This is a genomic window from Clostridium sp. (assembly GCF_017888565.1).
GTDB lineage: Bacteria > Bacillota > Clostridia > Clostridiales > Clostridiaceae > Clostridium.
The window spans coordinates 40,979-63,835 of sequence record NZ_JAGHFX010000017.1 but is presented as its reverse complement, the minus strand read 5'-3'; the positions used below and the strand labels follow the sequence as shown (position 1 = coordinate 63,835).

Sequence of the window (22,857 nt, the reverse complement as noted above, 5' to 3'; positions counted from 1 at the left end):
TTTTTATAATAATATTAGATTTCAAAAAAGGTTAAAAAATATGGCTCCAATTAAATATCGAAGCCATTTTTGTAATTCACAATGATATACCCCTTTTAACAATATCTACTTTTTAGGGGTCAGACCATTTCGTGAGCCTCTTTTTAACTATTGATTTTACTTACTTAAAGTCATTTTTGAACTTAAATAGAACTTTTTATCTATTATTAATATAAATATTATAAAAAGTTCCCTCATCTCTAATTACTTATAATTTTCTTCTACATAGTTAATCCAATTATTTTTCAAATCCTCATTAGATATTCCTAAAATCATTTCCATTTCATTTGGAGATTTAATAACCTGAATTAACTTTCCATATCCAAATTCATCTAGAATAAAATCTATTATAGATCCTGAATATAAATAACTTAATTTATTATTATAAAAATTATCATTTATATCATCTATATTAATATCTCTATTTTCAGATAAATTATCTCGTATATATTTCTTTTCATAATCAGTTATTTGATTGGCTTCATGTACTGCTATGCCTTCCATAAACCAAGTAGGCATAATATTTTCTTTTTGATTATTTATATTAAATGTAACTATGTGCACAAATTCATGTACAATAACTTTTAAAAGTGATTCTTTATCATGAATTGAACCTGGGTTTAACGGTGACACCATTTTTATTGTATTATCATACGCAACTCCGACCATTCCATCACTAGCATCTGCATTCCCAATAGACCTATGAAATTCCTTTATATTCGAATAAATTATTATTTCTACTTTTTCTTCTAAATTAGTGTTAAAATTATCTGTTATAGTACTATAATTATTATTCAACACTTCACTTAACTCCTTAATAGCCTTTGAATCATTTTCATTTGAATAATACTTAAAATATTTATCTTCTTCTTGTAGTTTTATATTATCTTCATTAGCACCTAACTTATTATAACTAAAAGTTACTATACTTATCACAATTAATATAAGTATCCCTATTACTGAAATCTTCTTATTCATATGGTACACCTAGAATCCCTTTAATTTTCTTTAAATTATCTCTACTCGCCCAATCTAATGAATTATCCATTGACTCCATATAGGCTTTTCATGATATGGTGACGCTCCAAATGCAAAGATTATTATATCTTTATCTCTTTTAACTTGCTTCCCCATACTTACTTTTATATACTACTGCTACCTTTGACATATAGTTCTCCCCTTATATCGATTACAAAAGTTATTTTTATCTGCATTATTTTCAAACAGATTAAAATAATCACATATCTCTATAGTAAAATCTACAAATGCTACTCCATGAGCAGTTATAATATTCTTATCTTTGACAACTCTATCATTAATAAAATTTTCTCTTGGAATATGTGAGTAATAAATGTTATTTCATAATCAGTCATTCCATCAAAAATAAACACTAGTATTTTATCCATTTTCCCCTCTCCTTAAGTTAATCTAAGCTACTATTGTTATCTTCTTACTTTACTTACCTAAAAAAATATTTGAAATATAGCCATTGAGAAAATTACAACACCTATGATAATTGAAAATACTCCAACACTTTTATTTCTTCTTCTTACTGCATTTGAATTTGTTCTATTTGATAGTTCTATTTGGCTTATTCCTGCAAATAATTCACTTAATCCTAAAGTTACCATTACAAAGTCAAACTTTATATATCCTCCAAAATACATTCCGATTAACATTAATGTCATTACAGAAAAAATAACAGCTGTTATAGGCCATATTTTTTTATTTATCCCCATTTGTATTTTCCTTTCCTTTTATTTACTCTATTATGCTTTATCGTGCATTTTTTATATTTATTATACACAAATAGTAAAGTTTAATAAACATTATTTACCATATTTAATTTTTAAAATTTCTTAATTTTATACAAAGAAAAAGATTGAGGTTAATTTCCTCAATCTTAATAATGCTTATCTATTCATTTCTACTAATATAATATGTAAATATAAACCCTCCAATTCCAAGAATCACACCTATTATACTACTTAATCCATCAATTCCTGGGAATACTGAAAATACTGAACCTAATATAAATCCAAATATTAGGATATATGTTTGCTCTGGATATTTTAATAAGAGCATCTCAATAATTTTAGCAGTTGCCAATGTTCCAACTATGCCACCTAATGCAATTGGTATTAAAACTGGAATATTCATTTGCACTACTGCTGTTATAACTGTATTATATAATCCTAATACGTATAGCATAAATGATCCACTTATGCCAGGTAAGATAAGAGCTACAGCTACTACTACCCCGCCAATAAAAAGCCATAAAAAGTTAACTAAACTTAATGAAGTAATTATTGCTGATGCATCATTATTTGGAGTACCCATCATCAAAACTATAATTATACCAGCAACCAAATATAAAAGGCTGTTTTTTTTAAATCCCTTAACTGTTGCCTTTCTAAACATAAGCGGTGCTCCACCCAATATTACACCTATAAATAAATATCCAACTGGAATAGGAAAATTATCAAATAATGTTTTAACTATATTACTAAATAAAAATATTCCTACAATTGCTCCAATTTCCACCTGCATCAATATCTTATATTGATTTTTAAAATCTTTAATAATATTGTTTACCGCATGAAGTAGCTTATCATATATTCCTAGAATCATTGCAATAGTTCCACCACTAACTCCAGGAACTATTTGTGATATACTAATTGCCACTCCTTTTAAAAAGTTTTTTAAAAATTCCATATTTACACCTCTGTTGTAATATCATATTGTATTATTTTCCATGCTAGCATATCCTCTACAAAAAAGTCAAAACCTTTAACATAGATTTAACATAAGTATTTATTGTTTTATATTTATATAATTTTAATTTTATTTTATATTCTAAAACTTTCTATGTTACCTATCTACATATATTCCAGTTCATTCATATTACTATTATAAATTATAACATTAATATTTATAATACAATATACAAAAAATCCTAAAGAAAATGAACATTAAATAAAGTTATTCTTAAAAATTTCTTAAGCTAATTTAACAAACTATAAACTGCAAAATATTAACTTTATTTTTTATAATTTATATTTTTATAATCTTACATAATCTATTTAAATTATGTAAAATACTATTATTAAGACTTAATGTTATAAGAATATCTAAGTAAAATTATAATAAAGGACTGATAATAACTTATGTAATTAAATTCAGGTAATATTTCTATCTGATGAAATATATTACCGTACAAATATTTTAAGGGACTATTTTGAAATAATTAATTTCAAAGATAGTTGTAATCAATAATTGTTTATATCACGAACACTTATATTATACATAAAAATAAGGATTCAAACTTGAATCCTCATTTTCTTATATTCTAACATTATAAATTATTATTGATACTATCGCTTTTACTTGTTAAATTGCATAAATGCTTCATAAATTGTTTAATTTAAAATATTAACTTTATTTTCTTTTAAGGATAAGTATTATTCCTGCAAAGCTGAATAATAACCCAAATAATACTATTTCATTAAATTCAGAACCAGTCTTTGGTAATTCCTCAGATTCTTTTATATTAGATGAATCACTAGGCTTATTATTATTCTCTTCATCTGGCTTAGAATTATTATTCTCTTCTTTTAACTTGGCATTATCCATAGCTTTTGATATCTTTTCACAAATATCATCTATATTCTCTTGTGTTACTTCTTTAGAGTTATATATCCCTTTTGCTTCTTCTAAAAGCTCTCTAATTCCTTCTACAGTTTCTGGAATATATTTATCAATATTTGTTACTACATTTTCTAGGTCATTAATTTTAGCTTCAAGATTTGTTTTGTCCACTGTTTCTCCTGGATCTGGATTATCTTCTTTTAACTTCGCATTATCCATAGCTTTTGATATCTTTTCACAAATATCATCTATAATCTCTTGAGTTACTTCTTTAGAGTTATATATCCCTTTTGCTTCTTCTAAAAGCTCTCTAATTCCTTCTACAGTTTCAGGAATATATTTATCAATATTTGTTACTACATTTTCTAGGTCGTCGATTTTAGCTTCAAGATTTGTTTTATCCACTGTTTCTCCTGGTCCAGAATTATCTTCTTTTAAAATAACCCTTTGTTTTGCCTTTATAGTTTTTGGATTTTTGATATTATCATTTAACTTTAATTCTCCTAATAAATTATAAACTCCTGGTGTATTTCCATCAAAGCCATTTATGTCCCATATAACTGGCACTAATAATTCTAATACTAATTCTTCAAGCTTTACACTTACCTTACTCATTTTATCTAACTTTATTGAATCTATATTGGTTGGAATTATAACTTCTTTATCTTCATAATCCTGTACGCCTATTATTTCAGACTCTTCATTTATAGTTTTACCTATAATTTCAAGTTCGTTTATTCCGACTCCCCTACCAACTGCTTCTGAATTTAACTCTTCAAACATAAAGCGTACGTATCTTGCTGAAACTTCATTATCCAATTTTATAGTATCAATTGGATGTGCTTCACTTCCATGTTCTTTATTTTTCTCTACAACTGTTACCCACTCTTCCATATCTGATGATATTTGAACCGTATATTTCGTTGGAAATACTAAATTAAAATATGAGATAATAAATTCTTTTATAATAACTTGCTTCTCACCTAAATCTACTATTATCCATGCATTTTCATCTGAATTATCACCCTTTATAAAATTAGAATCCCATTTTGTTAATTTATCTCCATCATTTATATAATTTTTTAATCCATTAGATGTTCCTGATACCTCTACCTTTTTATTAAGTGCAACATTTAAAGATTCTGTTATCTTTACTTCTAAAGCATTAATTGATTCTTCAAGTTTTTCTACTACTTTGTTAATTTGCTCTTGTGTAACTTCTTTATTTTCCAATAAAAGTTCTGCTTCTTTAAGAGTAGTACTTAAATTATTTACACTAGTAGTAGTATAGTTACTTAAATCTTTCTCCTTTACTTCATTTATTAAAGAATTTAAGATGCTATAATCAACTGGTATTTCTTCTATATATCTACCCATAATCATTAACTCACTAATACCAACCCCATTACCAGCTGCCCCAGTATTAAGTTCTTTAAAGAATAATCTTAAATATCTAGCACTTATTGGAGTTTCAAAGTCAATTGAATCAATTGGATAAGTTGGACCATTATGAGGTTTTTGTATTTCTTTAATAGTTTCCCAATTTTCATTATCGTTAGAAATTTGAACATCATAATTAGTTGGATAAATCTTATTAAAATACTTAACAATTAATTGTGTAATTTCATTTCTATCTTCACCTAAATCAATTGTTATCCATGCATTTTTAGAAGCATTGTTTCCTTTAATAAAATTACTGTCCCATTTTGTTTTGTCGTCTCCATCATTTACGAAATCTTTATTTCCATCACTGGTTCCAGATACTGTTACTGGCTTTCTTAAAGCAATATTAGTTATTTCATCTTCTGGACCTTCTACAATTATATTATCTACATTTACTCCAATATCATCACTTGTATTTTCTCCATATTTAAACATTAATTCATATATTGAAGGATTTTCTCCATCTTCCCACTCTAATCGAACTGATAGAATATCTCCATATTTTGAAGTATCTACATCTATTATAGTACTATTTAAATTTGATACATCTACATAACCATTCTTTGTATTTATTTTCATAACTCCATTCGATGGTTCTTGTAAAAGTAAAATATTATCAACATTTGCATTTTCGCTAAATATATACTCTATATAATCAGTTTTACTTACAGGTCCTTCTTGAGTAAATACAGTTGAAATATCCTTATCAATTACCTTACTAACATTTCCTTTTAAACTACTATTTAAATCACTCAATATTTGATTTTCTACAGATTTATTAATCTCAATCTCATTCAATTTTAAATAATATCCTGAATTCCCTGTTATATAAATCCTTAAATACCTAGCTTCTTTACCTTCACCATTTGCTGATACATAACGATATGGTACTTCAAATACACTATTATCATTTATAACATTTCCAATACTTGTCCATTCTTTATTATCTTTTGAAATTTGAATTTCAGCATTATATAATCTAGGGTTTCCATCAGATGTGATAACTTTCACATCATAAATATTACTTGTATTTCCTAAATCAAAAGTTATATAATCACCAATAGCCTGGTTTTCATTAGTCCATGCAAATGTAGAATAATCATTATCAAATAGATTTTTGTAGCTTCCTTCTTTTAAGCCATTAGTTAAGTTTGTTTCCATTATATTAGGATTTACTTTTAAGTTCGTAATAGATATACCAAATTCATTTATATTTAAAGTAATATTCGAATTAGATTTATTAATTAATCTAATATATTTTGAGTTTACAGTTTCATCTATAAACTCATCCCAAGTACTTCCGTTAATTGAATACTCAACAGTTAATCCTTCTTTAGAAGCTTTATTAACTAAATTAGAAACTTTACTTATATCTATTAGTTTTATTCCTACATATTCATTAGGTTGTAAATTTATATTATTTAAATTATAAATACTATTTCTACCTCCATTAATAGTTATTGGAGTTTCTTTTAAAGCCTCAACATTTGTATATATACGTGGTTGTTTTGGCTCTTCCTTATTAATATTAAATTCACGAATGTAAGTCCAATAAGGTTTTGTTTTATCTTTAATTAAACGTAATCTTACATATCTTGCTTCAAAGTTTAAATCATCTAAATCAATTCTTACTTGATTATTATAAGTATTAATTTTATTCCATGTAGTTCCATCTGTTGAATATTCTAAAACAGCCTCATGAAAATAATCATGATGAGTATCATTCATCGCTTGTAAAATATGAATATTTTTTACTGATATATTTTTCCCCATATCAACACCAATGTAGTCACCCTCTGCTTGATTTACAATAAATGATGCATTAGTACTTTCATCACCATCAAATATTTTTGCTGTATTAGCATTATCAACTTGTTCTACTCCACCCATAACTGCATATATGCTTGGAGTAAAACTATCATCTTCTATACCAAATATAGATACTATATCATTTTTTACAGACTTAACTACTTTAGAAATAAATGGAGTTAAGCGTTTACTTCCAGCTTCTGCATATACATTAGGCAAACTTTCTGTTGTTAGATAAGTATACTTAGTTTCAAAAGCTTTAGTTGCTATCCTAAATGAATTCCAAGCTTCCGTTTTATTATTATTTAATATTGCAATCTTACTTTTTAATATTTCTTTACCTGATGTTGCTACATCTTTTAAGGATTTAAGCCATGGATCTAATTCTTCTATCAATCCATCATTTGTACAATTATTTCTCATTTCTTCTATAGAAACTAGCATTTTATCAAACTCTTCAATTAATTCTACTATGTCCTCATCCTCTGCAGTTAATGTTCCTTTTTGAATCTTATTTGCTACACTATCTAATTTCGTTTTTAAATACTCAGATTCATTAAATCCTGGAACACGTGATGATCTTGGTGCATTTGCAATGTTTCTTGCTATTGTTAAATAGGCTTCATTTACCTCTGGTTGTATATACTTAAAGGAATCCTCCCAAACTTTCTGTGAATTACTTAAATAATTTTTATTATTCCAATTTAAAGCAGCAAGTTGAAATAAAGCAACTTTATTAGACTCTGCAAATCTAGAAGGATTAGATACAAATCCAGCCATTCCATTTACATTATCACGTGCATAGTATGAAATATCTCCTAAATAAATTCCTGATTTAGAATGCTCATTTACTGGATAGTTTAGCCAAAACATTGGTTTATGATTAGTCTTTCCCTTTAGAAAATTAACTGTTTCTTGAGTAATTGGAGAATTTACATCATCCCCTGTCCAATATAAGTCAATTGTTTCATTTAATCCATTTAATACCCTCAGTTCTTCTCCATTGCCTGACCATGCTTTATTATATCCCTGTGGACAATAAGCCATCCTATAACAACCATTTTTTTGTATAAATTCAGTATCTAAACGATTTAATAATGCTACTACATCTTCATTAGATCCACTACCAAAATCATCATTTAAAACATCAAATTTTCGTACACCAACATCATATAACTGTTGAAATTTTGATATTAATTTTTCATATCTTTTTTCATATTCAACTTTATTAGAAGTGTCTAATCCGCTAAAAAATCCTGAAATATGAACTGACCATCCATAACGAACCTTTGTTTTTTCACCTATATTCACAAGTTCTTCAATCTTAGTCAATTCATCTGCTGGATATAACACATCCCATTTACTAGTATGATAAGGATCTGTCTTAGATGCATATATAAATGAATTCATTTTGTAATCTTTCGCAAAATTCATCAAGCTTTCACGTTCTTCATAATTCCAACCTCCGTAAAACCCCTCAATAAATCCACGAACTGGTACGCTAGCATAGTCTTCAATTTTAGCATTTAATAATTTGATATTATTAAATGATGAGAATAACATCTTTAATGTTGCTACCCCATAAAATGTACTATCAGTATCTTTACCCAATATAACAATTGCTTCTTCCCTAACATCCATTAAATAAGAATCTGGATTCTCAAATAAAGTTTTACTACTTATTGTTATATTGTTTTTTACATACTCATCTACTATCCCCTTTGAATTATTTACACCTAAACATAAGTTTGTTATGTTCTCACTTAACTTATCATTTATAGTATAGTTAATCTCAAATTCAGTTAATACTTCTTCAACATATAGCTTTGTAGCCTCATCAATCCCATCTTCCAAAACTAAATTTATCCCGTTCTTCAAATTGAATGAAGTTTTATCTTCATCATACAAAATACTTTGTGGTATTGGGTAAATTAAATACTTGTCAGATTCATCAGCGGTCCCACTATTAACGTTTTCATTTTCTATAGCACGTACTTTAAATTCTGTCGATTGAAAACAAATTCCTAATAAGATAGTTATACTCAAAGTCAATGATATAAGTCTATTTTTACAATCCTGTATCCTTTTTCTCATAGATTCAAATTCTCCTTTCTTAATATATATTAAACTATCATTTTAAATCATACCATAATATTTCTATATATTCCATATTTTACAAAAAACATTAGCAATACACCCTATTTTCAGATGATAATATTTTTTTCATTATAAAAAACCCCATGTATTTTAATTATATATTCATGTAGGTTTTTACATAGTTTATTTAAGTTGTTACAAAGTTATTAAATGTAGATATTAATTCTATAATTTTATGTAATTTGCATAAAATTATATATTTTCTTATATAATCATTGCTATACTTTTATTCCAATTATATAATAATTATTTATATGAAAAATTTATATTTTTTTCTAAATTTGAAATAAAGTTGATAATATTTTTTTATAATGATATTATTGAAAATGTTTGTACTATTTTGAAATTAATAAAATATATTTAATTTTTATATATTTATATATAAAGGGGGATTATTTATGACAAAAGATATGACAACAGGGAATCCTGTAAAACTAATTTTAACATTTTCTGTTCCTTTACTTATAGGTAATATATTTCAACAATTTTATAGTATGGCGGATACTATAATCGTTGGTCGCTTTCTTGGTGTTAAGGCATTAGCTGCTGTCGGATCTACTGGTGCTATGGCTTTTTTAGTTAATGGATTTGTAATTGGACTAACTAGTGGGTTTGCTGTTTTAGTTTCACAAAGATTTGGTGCTAATGATGAAGAAGGTGTAAAAAAAGCTTATGCTAGTTCTTTGGTTTTATCTGCTATTATGACTATAATAGTTACTGCAATTAGTGTTGCTTCTGCAAAACCATTACTTGATCTTATGAATACACCTACTGATATTATAGATGAATCTTTGGCCTATATAATAGTAATTTATGCTGGTAATATCGCAATAATCTTTTATAATATGTTTGCAAGCATTTTAAGAGCTTTAGGTGATAGTAAAACGCCTCTTTACTTCTTAATTATAGCATCAATACTAAATATAATTTTAGATATTGTATTTATTGTTAATTTTTCAATGGGAGTAACTGGAGCGGCTTATGCAACTATTATTTCTCAATCTATATCTGCTATATTATGTGTAATGTATATAATTAAAAGATTCCCTATATTGAGATTAAAAAAGAGTCATTGGAAAATAAGTAAAAACTTTGTTAAGAGTCAATTAAGAATTGGTATACCAATGGCACTACAATTTTCAATAACAGCTGCTGGTGCCATGGTTCTTCAAGGCGCTTTAAATAATTTTGGTTCTAAAATAATAGCTTCATATACTGCTGCTTCTAAAGTCCAACAACTAGTTATGCAACCTGCTGTTACTTTTGGTGTTGCTATGGCTACTTATTCAGGTCAAAACCTTGGCGCAGGAAAAATTGATCGTATTAAAGAGGGCGTTAAAAAATGTACAATTATTAGTATTATTGTAAGTATAGTATCAACAATTGTTGTAGTTTTATTTGGCGGTTCATTTACAAAATTATTTATGGATGGAAGTGACTTAGAAGTAATAGAATATGCAAGGCATTACTTAAATATGGTTTCTATCTTCTATATTCCTTTGGGACTAATTTTTATATACAGAAATACTCTTCAAGGAATTGGTGATAGCTTTGTACCTATGATGGCTGGCGTTGCTGAAATGGTAGCTAGAACAGTTGTTGCTTTTACATTGCCAAGCATAATAGGATTTACAGGAATTGCTTTAGCTGATCCTGCTGCTTGGATTGCTGCTGCTGTGCCTCTTGTAATTACTTATTTTAAAAGAATAAATGTAATTTTAAAAGAAAAACAATTAGCTGCATAGAAAGATTTCAATGGTATTACCAAAACAAAATTTATTTATGATAAAATTTATTCTAATTATCTTCAACTTATTATATTAGAAGCTTTAGATGTTACTACTGATTTAACTACAAACATTATAGTATCCGATGAAGCTTATAATAAATTTAAAAGTTATGTAAAATAGTAAAATAAAGACTTTTAATTCTATAATGATTTTAGTTATATATGAATAAATTAATAATAGTGTAAAGAATTAATGAAAATGACTAATTAAAATCAATACTATATTATAAATTAAAAAGAAAATTTCTAATAAATCATACTGCATTTATTAGAAATCTTCTTTTATTCTAGTTATTACATTCAATATCTCTTAGCATCTCTATGTGAGGAATATCATCTTCTAAATATGCGTTAGAGACTTCTATAAATCCTAAGCTTTTATAAAAATCCTTTATGTAAACTTGTGCAGATATTCTAATTGGACTTTCGCCATAAGTATTATTTATAAATTCTATAGCCTTTCTCATAGCTTTTCTTCCTAAATCTTTACCTCTATATTTTTCATCTACTACTACTCGTCCAATAGACAATTCGTTATAAGAAACACCCTTTTCAAGTATTCTTAAATATGCCACTATACTATTATTATCAGCACAGAATAAATGATATGCTCCCAAATCTTTATTATCGCAATCTTGATAAATACATTCTTGCTCTATTACAAATACCTTATTTCTTAAAGCAAGGATATTGTAAAGCTCTTTAGCACTTAAATCGTCAAATTCTCTTATCTTCCATTCCATTTTAACCACCCCCTAAACGACTTATTATAAGGTAATCAACTACAAACTTATATTTTATAATTAATATACCAATCGCTTAAAAGTTAAAGCCATTAAAACCCCAGTTCTCGACTTTTTCGTATTTAATATATATCGGGTCTTTAAGAATATTTAATTCCTTTTTATATAAATCATAAATTTCCTTAGTTACTTCTTCTAAATTACTTTTTGAAGTTTTATTGACTCTCTCTTTTACAATGTTAAATATAAAAAGCTTATAAATTTCAATATTATTCTTCTTTATTTATAAAGAATTAAATAAAGATTTTTGTATCTTAATTTATAACATCTTATTAAAGCTTTTCTAATTCATCTTCCTCTATATTTTTATAAAACAACTAATACTCATACTCATATAAAATTCCTAACTTTTATATAAATAAATTCTATAATTATAATATCTTCTTTATATAGAAAGGCTCATTATATTGGAATATACTAATTAATTCTTAATCATTTTCTCGCAATATCATATAATGTTATTTATTAGCAACTACTTTTCTTTTATCTTCATAATATTTCCTTCCTTTCTATAAACTTGATTATAGCATAATAAATTAATTCATAAAAGAAGAGATTATTACAATTTAATGTATAATCTCCTCTTCATATAAATTAAAATATTATTTAATGATTAAAATCTATATACTCTTCTAGCTTTTCAGTTCCATCAATTAATGTATCTTTAAATATATCTTTTATATAACTAATTAATACATTAATATCTGTAAATGTTTCGCCTGCCATTATAGCTTCCATTGTAATAGGTAAATTTACTCCTCCAATAACACAATACTTTTCTTGATTATTAACTAAATTAATCATTACTCTGCTAAAAGGCGTTCCTGCAAATAAATCACATAATATTATAACTTTCTTATATATACTTAAATTTAACAAGGAATCATTTAACTTCTTATCATAATCATTTATGCTGTCTCCTGAAATAAAATCAACAACTTCTACATTATCATAATCACCATTTAAACAATTTAGAGCACTATACACCCCAGAAGCAAAGGTACCATGTCCAGTTATTAAGAATCCTACTGATAATATTTTTCTATTATTAAAATAGAAACCATTATCAACTCTATTATTAGTATTATAAGTTATTTTTGTATCCATTTACTCCTCACTTAAAATATTTATAGCTTACTATATTATATTTTATTAAGTATGTGAAGTTACAGGAAAAACTATTTCTCCATCTCTAGCCTTACCCTTGCAGTTTTTTATAAATAAAGCATTATTATCATCTATAATTTCTCTAGTAATGACCTTAAACTTTTTAGATTCGGGGATAAATTTAATATTAATAATCTTATCATCACTCTCTATAACTCTAAGTATTACATTGTCAAAATCGATAGGACTTTTACTTATAATATCATTTATAATAACCTCGTTATTTTTTCTTTCTAAAATAACTACAATATCATCCTCCTGAAAATAATATAGATTGTCATTAAAAATATAGTTACAATAAACCTTTAAAGGCCATTCATCATTTATTACTCCAAGTTTATATGATACAGGATATCTATCTTTACATAACCTTTCTATAATTAACTTGTCTTCTGTTACAGATAAATTTAATCTTCTTATGCTTGCAATACTTTTATATCCTAATTTTTTACAATTAAGCTTCCTAGAATTTTTATTTCTTATATCATCCATACTTATTTTATACTCATTTTCATTTTTTCTATTAAACCCAAACTTATTATAAAAATCCAAAACAGAATTATTAGCAAATAAATATATATAATCTACTTTATCTTCATAGTCTTTAAAGACTTCATTCATAAGTCTTCTTATTAGTCCTTTATTTCTATAATTAATATCTGTCATAACAGTACCTAACTGAATTACTTTTTTTAATTCCCCATCCTGAATTATTGTAAATTTATTTATAGAAACATTAGATATTACTTTTTCATTGTAAATATACGAATATGCAATATAATTTTCATTACAATATCCCTCATCAAACCAAATCTCAAAATTTAATCCAAATGTCTCAGCTGCTAAATTACTAAAACTTTTTCTATATTTCTTATTTTTACTATAATCTTTAAACAAAATAAATTTATCCATTTTTTTACCCCTCTTTCTAATAATCTCTATATACCTTTTTTAAGAAATTCTCCCTTATGATTATATAAATTAATTTTATCCATATATTTTCACAAAATCTATAGTTATTAATATTATATTGACATTAGCTCTTATTACCTTTTAAAAGCTTTAAAAATCTTTGAATTTACTAACCTTTGCCTAATTTAATATCATAATGTTTTTTTGAGCATATAATATTTAAAAGCAATTAATTTAGTGTGGTTTTATGAATTACTTATTAGAGATTCAAAATTGTAAATTGTTAGGTTCTGGAGCAGAAGGTTCAGTTTACTTAACACCTGAGGGCTTTGCCCTTAAAACATTTAAAAATGTCAAAGCAGCTAAAAGTGAAGAAGAAATACTTAGAAAAACTTTAGATAGTCCTTTCTTTCCAAATCCTATATTAAGAGTAAGTAACATACTGGTAAGAGAATATGTAGGGGGAGAAAACCTTTTTGAATATATCTCAAAACATGGCTTACCTTATAACTTATCTATAGAGATAATAGATTTAATCGAGGACTTGAAAAGACTTAAGTTCAAAAGAATTAACATAAGAAATGCTCACATATTTATAAACTCAAAAGTTAAGATTATGGTTATAGATCCTAGAAAACCATATACTAAAGTAACACCATATCCTAAAGACATAATAAAAATATTAGTTAAGCTTCATCTATTTGATAAATTTTTAAAAGACGTTTTAGAATATAAACCAGATTTACTTCCTTATTGGACTTCTGCATACGATTATCTTGCATCTCCAAGAAAAAAAAGAATTTACCGATATGGTTAGTTAAAAATAAACGGTTAGTAAATATAGAAATATAGTTTACTAACCATTTATTTTTAATAATATCCATACTAAACAAAAATAAATAAATATTGTAATTACCCACAAGATTTAACTATATTCTTTTTTAAGTATAGAATACATATCTAAATCAACGATTCCCTTCCCTGTCCATATAGTTCCTTGCCTTATAGTTCCTTCTTTTGTAAATCCACTTCTTTCTAGTACATTTATTGATTTAATATTTTCAATCATACCATATGCTTGTATTCTATTTATGTCTATTTCATTAAATAAAAAATTGATTAATAATTTCACAGCATTAGTGGCTATTCCATTACCACAGTAACTCTCATTCAGTGTATATCCTATGGTTGCCATACTAACTTTTTTATCAACATCAAATATTTCAACTACTCCAATAAGTTTATTAAAATCTTCTTTATAAAAAATTCCAAGAAAAATTGTCTTTTTTTTTATAAAATCTCTTTCAAAGTGATTAATAATATGTCTTACTACCTCAATTGATTTTTTTGCACTTCCAGGCTTATATTTATATAGATTTTCATTTGAATAAATTTCATATAAATCCTCTAAATTGACTGCTTCAATTTTCCTTAAAATAATTTCATTGCATTCTATATACGGAAATTTAATAAAAAGCTTATATTTTTTCATTTAATCACCTGTACCTTATTATCTTTCTAATAATTTTCAGTTAATTACCAGTACTAATCTCTTTTATTTTTATTTTTGGTTCACCTTTATACCTCTTTATATAGACAATAGTGTAGGATAAATTTAATATAATACTAAGTAATGATATTCCAATCATAAATATACTATTCCTTGGGACTAAAAGCTCAACTGATTCTGTAAATCTTGGGAATGTAAAATAATACATAAACCAAGCTGCAAGAGTAAATGCCCTTGCTTGAAGCCATGTACCTTTTTTAACAAATATAGCTGGAATTGTAGAAGATAATATAACTATAAATTGAAGTGATGCTGATCCTGGAAAGTTTAAATATACAAAAGCCCAATTCCAAACATCATATGCTATTATCCAAAGCATGGGCATCTTTATCCAAACCATATCTTTTTCTTTTGAATTATCTGGTCCAATTTCTTTCCACCCATAAAATAAAGTTGCTATTGATAAAACTCCAGCAATGCCATTTAATATATTGGGCAAATTCCCCATAGAAAAATCTTGCACTACTGCTTCAATTATATTTGCAGATAATATTATAGCAACTATCATTTTACTCCAATTCTTGGTTCCTATTTTAGTAAATCTCATAAGAATAAACCAAACACTTCCAGCAACTGCCGAATAAACCTTAACCCATTTAAACCAATATGTAACTCCATTACTTGCCCATAATGGAATCATTATTATTGGTAATATAAAGAAAAACAATATAGCAGCCAACTTTTTTCTTCTAAATAATTCATTTAATGCAATTAAAACAATTAATGCTAAAATCCAATGTATTATTGATAAAGTTCCCTTGTGTTCTTTGAATATTGTATTATAAAAGCCATTACTATACTCTATAGATTTTTCATCTAATATTTTTAAATTTCCATTATCTAATTCTTTTATTACATCATTTGCTTTACTTTTTATTATTATATTATTATTCTTATTTTTCCATGTCTTTTCTTCCTTTATTTCTCCATCTCCAAATTGCTTTATTACTAATACATTACCATTAGCGTTAAACTTCAATCTATAAAATAATCCACCTTCCCCATGCTTACCATCAACTATTCCTTGCCATGTTCCTGCTTTAAAATTTATAGTTGTATTTGCTTTTGTAATAATACTGTTAATATTAAATATCACTATAGCAATTATGCCTATACTAATAAATTTTAATAATTTGCCCCTTAATAATTTTTCAAAATAATTTCTCATACTAATCCCCTTTTTTCTAATAGTTAAATATTACTTATAAATATCTATATTTCTCCTTTCATAATGTATATATAAATTCCATATTTTACATATAATTTAATTATAAATAAATTCTATTTAACGTACAACTTTAAAATGGAAAAAGTTATACATTAATTATAAATATAATGTATAACTTTCAATTTATATATTATGTTTAATTTATTTATTAATAGCTCTAAAGCTCATTATAACTTAAAGCTATCATGATTTTATGATTATCTCCATTATTAATCCATTGTAAAATTTCCTTCATCTTACTTTATTCAACTGCTATATATCCCCTAGTAGGAACTCCAACATCCATATGAAAAATATAACAGAACTTTTACCACTTATAACGTGATATCTCTTATAATTAATTACTAATGCATATTTATATGAATTACTATGCTCTATTAAATACTCAGCTTAGTTCCATATTCATGTTAGAAATCTCAAAGAACTAAAAGTATTATTTATTATTTTATTTGCATATTTAAGTTTTTTCTTTGCTAGCTTTTATAAGATAAGCTCCTGTACTACCTAAAATGATAAGTATTGCTATAAGTAAACTACTTATTATTTTTTCTTTTTTAGTTTTTATAATCTTCTTCATCCATATAATAAAATATACTTAGTGTCAATGTACCCATTTATTATAATACAGTGTTTTATATTCTATATAAATAGTTAATTCTTATAAAATTATTTCTTTAAAATCTATATATAGAAATCCTCTCAAAAGATTCATTTATAAATATCATAACAATTAAATATTGACTTTTAATACAAATTTATGTAAGCTTTACTTATAAATCAAATAATTTAAGTGCTAGGGGTGCCTTATGGCTGAGAAATGATAATTCATTAACCCTCTTTACCTGATCTGGATAATACCAGCGTAGGAAAGTCACGATGTACTTTTGTAGAAATGATTATATCAAAACTATAAGTATACCTCCTAGCAACTTTTAGGAGGTATTTTTTATGGATAATTTTATTAACACATTAAAAGAAGGTTTTACTGAAATATTTAAAAACCCACTTTCTTTAGCTACTCTTATAGGAGTAGTAATTTTAATATTAGCACTTATTAAATTTAAGAAAATTAGTCTAGATGCTAAAATTATGTCTAGAATAGGTATTGCTTTAGCTCTAGCTACAATACTTCACCTTATAAAGATTGTGGACTTGCCTAATGGTGCTGGAAGTATAAACTTAGGAAGTATGGTTCCTATTTTAATTATTGCTTTTATGTACGGCCCTGAAATAGGTATGCTTACTGGATTTTTATTTGGCGTTATCTATTTAATCATAAGTCCTTATATACTCCATCCAATTCAAGTTCTTTTTGATTATCCTCTTCCATTTATGGCTGTAGGACTTGCTGGATATTTTAAAAATAAAAAGCTCCTAGGTACCTTCGTAGGTATGTTTGTTAGATTTATATTTCACTTTATATCAGGCTTTTTATTCTTTGGACAATTTGCCCCCGAAGGCTGGTCTCCTATGATTTATTCATTAGTTGCTAATGGATTAGTAGTTGGAGGAAATTTAATTGTAGTCCTAATCATTATAGCGCTACTTCCAATAAATAAAATCATTAAGACCAATAACAATTTCACATTATAATTTTTGTTAATTACTATAGATTGAAATTTAATAATATTAATTTATTTAATTATGTATTATGATTATTTAGTAAAAATTTATTATTAGAAATCATTAAGTATTTAAGGAAAATAAGTGAATAACAATACAATTCAACATATAATAAGAGCTAAATGTAATTAGCTCTTATTATAATTTATATTATCTATTTCCCTTATATAAATTTATTATGAATATAATATTATAATTGAGTATGACTTCATTTTAGGAACTTCTGATGTTTTAACTGTCTTTATTATTTCTATTCCTGCTTTATTAAAATCAGCAATTATATTCCATTTTCCATTTTTTGAAACTGGCATATATTGATTTATATCATAATCGTCTATTGAAGTTCCATTATAAACTACAATTAAATCATTAATATTCTGTACTATATTATTTAAATTTTTAAAGTGCCATTTAATTACTCCAACCTTTTCTTCACCATTTAAAAAACTAATTTCAAGATTATCTAATTCTTCTCTCTTATCTAGTCTAAATGCTTTAAAACTCTTTCTAATTTCTATTAAGCCCTTTATATAATTAAATACTTCAATATATTTTGCTTTATATCTCCAAAATATTGCATTTATATTATCAGGGCTCTTATAACTGTTATGATCACCATTTTTTGTTCTTAATATTTCAGATCCACACTGTATAAATGGTATTCCTTGTGCTGTTAAAATTATTGCAAGTGCTAATATATTTCTCCTCACCAAATGATTATCAAATATATTTTCTTCTTTTATTTTTCTATAATCTTTTTCTTTAATATCAGGTGTTAAGCTTTTTTCAATTTGATCCCAAAGAGTATAATTATCATGTGCATCTACATAATTTATACTTTCTCTTGGGTTATATGTCAATGTATTTATAGACCCTTTTAATCCTTCTATTATGCTCCATGCTGTAGCGCCATCATGCTGTTTTCCATTGACAAATCCATAGGACGGACTATTATTTCCTCTTATAAAATCTCTAAATGTATCATTAAATATAGAAAACTCATCATTTTTTTGACTTCCCTTATAAGTTCCATTTGCAAGGACCGACTCTCCACCCTTCCATGGTTCTCCATAAATTAATATACTCTCATCTATTTCTTTACTTGCTTTCACAACTTCCTTCATAGTATCTATATCTATTAATTCCATAAGATCAAACCTTAATCCATCTATATGATAATCTTTTAGCCAATGTTTTATTGAATCAATTATAAATCTTCTAACCATAGGCCTTTCTGTAGCTATTTCATTACCACAACCTGACCCATTTGTAAATCTACCTCTATAATTAGTTCTAAAATAATATGCTGGAACTATATTATCTAAACTTCTTGTTTCTTGCATATGATTATAAACCACATCCATAACTACCCTTATGCCATTTTTATGAAGAATTTTAATCATTTCTCTAAGCTCAATTATTCTTGAAATTGGATCATATGGATCACTTGAATAACTACCTTCTGGAGCATTGTAGTTCTTAGGGTCATATCCCCAATTTCTATTACCCTTCTTATTTGATTTTCTTTCATCAACTGAACCAAAATCAAATACAGGTAATAAGTGTATATGGGTTATTCCAAGCTCCTTTAAATGATCAATTCCTGTTTTTACAGTAATTTTTCTTTTCTTATCTTTATAAGTAGTCCCCTCTTCAGCTAATCCTAAATATTTCCCCCTGATATTTTTGTCTATTCCACTATCATCACTTATAGTAAAGTCCCTTACATGTATTTCATAAATTATAGAATCCTCTTTTCTTAAAAGCTGTGGCCTTTCATCACATAACCATCCAAATGGCATTGATTTAACATTATTTATATCTATTAAAAATCCTTTTTCTCCATTGATTCCTACTGATACTGCATATGGGTCTACTGCATAATTTATTTTTATATATTCAGATCCATTTCGATCTATATCTTTAAAATATAACTTGTATAAATAAAACCTACATTCATTTTTCTTTCTACTAATCTTAGTATAAAAAGTCCCACTTTTTTCCTCTCTCTTCATATGATATATATTTTTTTCATTTTCATTAATATCATACCAATTTTCATATAAACATAAATCTATTTTAAATGCAGTAGGCGACCAAATTCTTAAATATATATTTTCTTTGTCATATACAACTCCCATATCGCTTCCATCATAATAATATCTATCTAAAAAATTCCTCATCGTCACTTTACAAGGTAAGAATGTATTACTAGCTCTTATTTCTACTAAATCACTTGGAGATATTCTTACATTTAAATTTTTAAACTCAACTTTTTTAAATAATTTATCAATTAAATACTCACAATTTTCTTCTTTAATACCATTAATATAAAGATAAAATTTAGTTCCATCTAAAGGTGTTTTAGATAAAAAAGCTGTAATACTATCTTTATTATCCATTATTGCAATTTCAATTCTAGGTTTCATATATTCAATTACATCTTCTAAATTTGTTATAAGATTATTCTCTCCATGAACTATATAACAATTTTTAACTCCTTTTGGTATTTCAAACGTCGCAGTTTGCTCTGACCAATCATTTCCCCAGTTATCTCCCCAAGCTTTTCTTCTTGCAATTATATTTTCTTCCCTTACAAATGCACATCTACCAAAATCACTTTTATTTTGTAGCTCAACAGCATATGAAATTCCATAATTTGAAAAACTCCATAAATCCCACTTGTATCCATTTCCAAAATAATCACCATCATTTTTTATAAAATGTATTAATGTACCTTCAACTTCATTTAAAATAATAGGAAATTCCCTACAAGCTCTTTCTCCTGTAATTTTATCTACACAAATTACTTTAAGTGAATTTTTATTTGTCAATATCTTTCTTATTTTGATTATATTATTTGAAAGCGTAATATCCTCTCCTGTATAGTCAATTTCCCAATAAACATCTCTTATTTCTTTTATTCCAAATATTGATTCCTTTAATGCTACTAATTGTATTTCTTCATCCAAATAAAATATATTACTAGATGCCTTTATTTCTAATGAATTAATATTATATATTTTAATAGAGTTGTTATTACTTATATCATTATATGTCATGTTATCACTACAGCTTATCATTCCTTCAACTCCTAAAATCTTTCTATTATATTTTATGTCTATCAATAATTATTGCCCCTACATGTTTTTTCTTAATCATAAGTAAAATTTATTTAATTCAAAAAATTATATAACCACTCTTTCATTATCTACTTTATCTTTATTTACCTCTTTACTAAATTTTCTTTTAATTCGTGACAACTATTATATCAATTCAATGTTTTTATTGATTTGTAAATACTTATATGGTATTATTTAAAAGACTTTAAGGGAATGAAGTTCTCCCTTGACTTATGTCTAAACCGCTTAATAAGCTAATGACTTCTGCAAGTTTTTTTGCAGAGCTCATTAGCTTTTTTTAATAAGAAATAAAGGAGGATTTTATGTTAACAAGCATAGCACTTATTATTTTATTAGGTCTATTTATGGGATCTATTTTTACTAAACTAAGGCTTCCAAGCCTTGTAGGTATGATATTAACAGGTATTATTTTAGGACCTCACATGCTTAACTTATTAGATTCTAGTATTATAGGCATATCATCTGAACTTAGACAAATAGCACTTGTAATAATTTTAACTCGTGCAGGCATTGCATTGGATATAAAAGATTTAAAAAAAGTTGGAAGACCAGCAATTTTAATGTGTTTTATACCTGCGACCCTTGAAATATTAGGTTTTATTATTCTCGGTCCAAAACTTTTAAATTTACCTATATTAGATTCTGCAATACTTGGAACAGTCATAGCTGCTGTATCCCCAGCTGTTATAGTTCCTAGAATGCTTAAGCTTATGGAGGAAGGGTATGGTACTAATAAAAGCATTCCTCAATTAATCTTAGCTGGAGCTTCTGTCGATGATATTTTTGTTATTGTGCTATTTACTTCATTTACAAGCATTGCAACTACTGGATCAAACTTTTCAATAAGCTCAATAATAGAAATTCCTATATCTATTATACTTGGAATCATCTTAGGGATTTTAACTGGTATTATTCTAGTATATTTATTTAAAAAAATTCATCTAAGAGATTCTATTAAAATTCTTTTAATTTTAAGTGTATCTTTTTTATTTATCACAGTTGAAAATTTATTAAAAGGATTTATTCCTATATCAGGATTATTAGCTGTTATGAGCCTTGGTGCAACTATACTTAAGATTTACTCAAAACTTGCTAGGCGTATATCTAATAAATATTCAAAACTTTGGGTTGGAGCCGAAGTATTTCTATTTGTTTTAGTTGGGGCTAGTGTAGACATTAAGTACGCAATGAATTCTGGAATTATTACTATTATTATAATTTTAGGTGCATTAATATTTAGGATTTTCGGAGTATTATTATCTTTAATAAAGACTGAAATGAATTTTAAAGAAAGATTATTTTCTGCTATAAGCTATATGCCAAAGGCAACAGTTCAAGCTGCTATTGGATCATTACCATTGTCAATGGGATTAGCTTCTGGAGAAATAATATTAACTGTAGCTGTTCTTTCAATAATTATAACTGCTCCTCTCGGTGCAACTTTAATTGATAATACTTACAAAAAATTACTCTCTAATTCAAAAAATAACTAAAAGCAAAAGCTATAGATATATTTATGCCTACAT

At 26.0% G+C, this 22,857-nt stretch carries 16 protein-coding genes and 2 riboswitches; of the genes, 5 read left to right on the top strand and 11 right to left on the bottom strand.

Annotation, left to right across the window (positions count from 1 at the left end):
- The coding region (locus tag J7M87_RS20410; protein WP_365844351.1) for an IS3 family transposase at positions 1–85 on the top strand (85 nt) is incomplete at its 5' end.
- 158 nt (positions 86–243) lie between these two features.
- Here J7M87_RS20410 and J7M87_RS03165 read toward each other — a convergent pair.
- The 5 genes from J7M87_RS03165 to J7M87_RS03145 all read right to left on the bottom strand — a co-directional run bounded on the left by J7M87_RS03165 (position 244) and on the right by J7M87_RS03145 (position 9,033).
- Positions 244–1,017, bottom strand: coding sequence for a peptidase MA family metallohydrolase (locus J7M87_RS03165; protein ID WP_291648578.1), 774 nt, complete (start codon positions 1,015–1,017; stop codon positions 244–246).
- 305 nt (positions 1,018–1,322) lie between these two features.
- On the bottom strand, positions 1,323–1,445 hold the full coding sequence (locus J7M87_RS03160; RefSeq protein ID WP_291648576.1) for a hypothetical protein: 123 nt from the start codon (positions 1,443–1,445) through the stop codon (positions 1,323–1,325).
- Positions 1,446–1,502: 57 nt separating this feature from the next.
- Positions 1,503–1,778: a hypothetical protein gene (locus J7M87_RS03155; RefSeq protein WP_291648573.1), complete on the bottom strand. Its 276-nt coding sequence runs from the start codon at positions 1,776–1,778 to the stop codon at positions 1,503–1,505.
- A gap of 178 nt (positions 1,779–1,956) precedes the next feature.
- Entirely contained in the window at positions 1,957–2,754 is a 798-nt protein-coding gene (locus J7M87_RS03150) for a DUF368 domain-containing protein (RefSeq protein ID WP_291648571.1), read from the bottom strand.
- A 723-nt stretch (positions 2,755–3,477) separates the two neighbouring features.
- Positions 3,478–9,033, bottom strand: a complete 5,556-nt coding sequence (locus J7M87_RS03145; protein WP_291648569.1) for a beta-N-acetylglucosaminidase domain-containing protein — start codon at positions 9,031–9,033, stop codon at positions 3,478–3,480.
- A gap of 461 nt (positions 9,034–9,494) precedes the next feature.
- Here J7M87_RS03145 and J7M87_RS03140 point away from each other — a divergent pair, with 461 nt between their 5' ends.
- A complete protein-coding gene (locus J7M87_RS03140) occupies positions 9,495–10,841 on the top strand; it encodes an MATE family efflux transporter (RefSeq protein WP_291648567.1) in 1,347 nt (448 codons plus the stop codon).
- Between the two features lie 331 nt (positions 10,842–11,172).
- On the opposite strand, the gene J7M87_RS03135 is transcribed toward J7M87_RS03140, so the two are convergent.
- The 3 genes from J7M87_RS03135 to J7M87_RS03125 all read right to left on the bottom strand — a co-directional run bounded on the left by J7M87_RS03135 (position 11,173) and on the right by J7M87_RS03125 (position 13,767).
- Entirely contained in the window at positions 11,173–11,628 is a 456-nt protein-coding gene (locus J7M87_RS03135; protein WP_291648565.1) for a GNAT family N-acetyltransferase, read from the bottom strand.
- A gap of 666 nt (positions 11,629–12,294) precedes the next feature.
- The gene (locus J7M87_RS03130; RefSeq protein WP_291648562.1) at positions 12,295–12,795 is read right to left on the bottom strand and encodes a PTS sugar transporter subunit IIA; all 501 of its coding nucleotides are present in this window, start codon (positions 12,793–12,795) and stop codon (positions 12,295–12,297) included.
- A gap of 45 nt (positions 12,796–12,840) precedes the next feature.
- The gene (locus tag J7M87_RS03125; RefSeq protein WP_291648560.1) at positions 12,841–13,767 is read right to left on the bottom strand and encodes a GNAT family N-acetyltransferase; all 927 of its coding nucleotides are present in this window, start codon (positions 13,765–13,767) and stop codon (positions 12,841–12,843) included.
- A gap of 247 nt (positions 13,768–14,014) precedes the next feature.
- Between J7M87_RS03125 and J7M87_RS03120 the strand changes: the two genes are divergently transcribed.
- On the top strand, positions 14,015–14,584 hold the full coding sequence (locus J7M87_RS03120) for a serine/threonine protein kinase (RefSeq protein WP_291648558.1): 570 nt from the start codon (positions 14,015–14,017) through the stop codon (positions 14,582–14,584).
- A gap of 108 nt (positions 14,585–14,692) precedes the next feature.
- On the opposite strand, the gene J7M87_RS03115 is transcribed toward J7M87_RS03120, so the two are convergent.
- Together J7M87_RS03115 and J7M87_RS03110 are read right to left on the bottom strand one after the other, a co-directional pair.
- Complete coding sequence (locus J7M87_RS03115; RefSeq protein WP_291648556.1) at positions 14,693–15,259, bottom strand: GNAT family protein; 567 nt, start codon at positions 15,257–15,259, stop codon at positions 14,693–14,695.
- 40 nt (positions 15,260–15,299) lie between these two features.
- Complete coding sequence (locus J7M87_RS03110) at positions 15,300–16,505, bottom strand: DUF5692 family protein (RefSeq protein ID WP_291648555.1); 1,206 nt, start codon at positions 16,503–16,505, stop codon at positions 15,300–15,302.
- An 845-nt stretch (positions 16,506–17,350) separates the two neighbouring features.
- Positions 17,351–17,451: riboswitch (TPP riboswitch) on the top strand.
- 62 nt (positions 17,452–17,513) lie between these two features.
- Between J7M87_RS03110 and thiT the strand changes: the two genes are divergently transcribed.
- A complete protein-coding gene (thiT, locus tag J7M87_RS03105) occupies positions 17,514–18,158 on the top strand; it encodes an energy-coupled thiamine transporter ThiT (RefSeq protein WP_291648554.1) in 645 nt (214 codons plus the stop codon).
- Between the two features lie 206 nt (positions 18,159–18,364).
- On the opposite strand, the gene pulA is transcribed toward thiT, so the two are convergent.
- A complete protein-coding gene (gene pulA, locus J7M87_RS03100; RefSeq protein ID WP_291648553.1) occupies positions 18,365–21,316 on the bottom strand; it encodes a type I pullulanase in 2,952 nt (983 codons plus the stop codon).
- Between the two features lie 194 nt (positions 21,317–21,510).
- Positions 21,511–21,584: riboswitch (Fluoride riboswitch) on the top strand.
- Positions 21,585–21,633: 49 nt separating this feature from the next.
- Here pulA and J7M87_RS03095 point away from each other — a divergent pair.
- On the top strand, positions 21,634–22,824 hold the full coding sequence (locus tag J7M87_RS03095) for a cation:proton antiporter (protein ID WP_291648552.1): 1,191 nt from the start codon (positions 21,634–21,636) through the stop codon (positions 22,822–22,824).
- Positions 22,825–22,857: the final 33 nt, after the last annotated feature.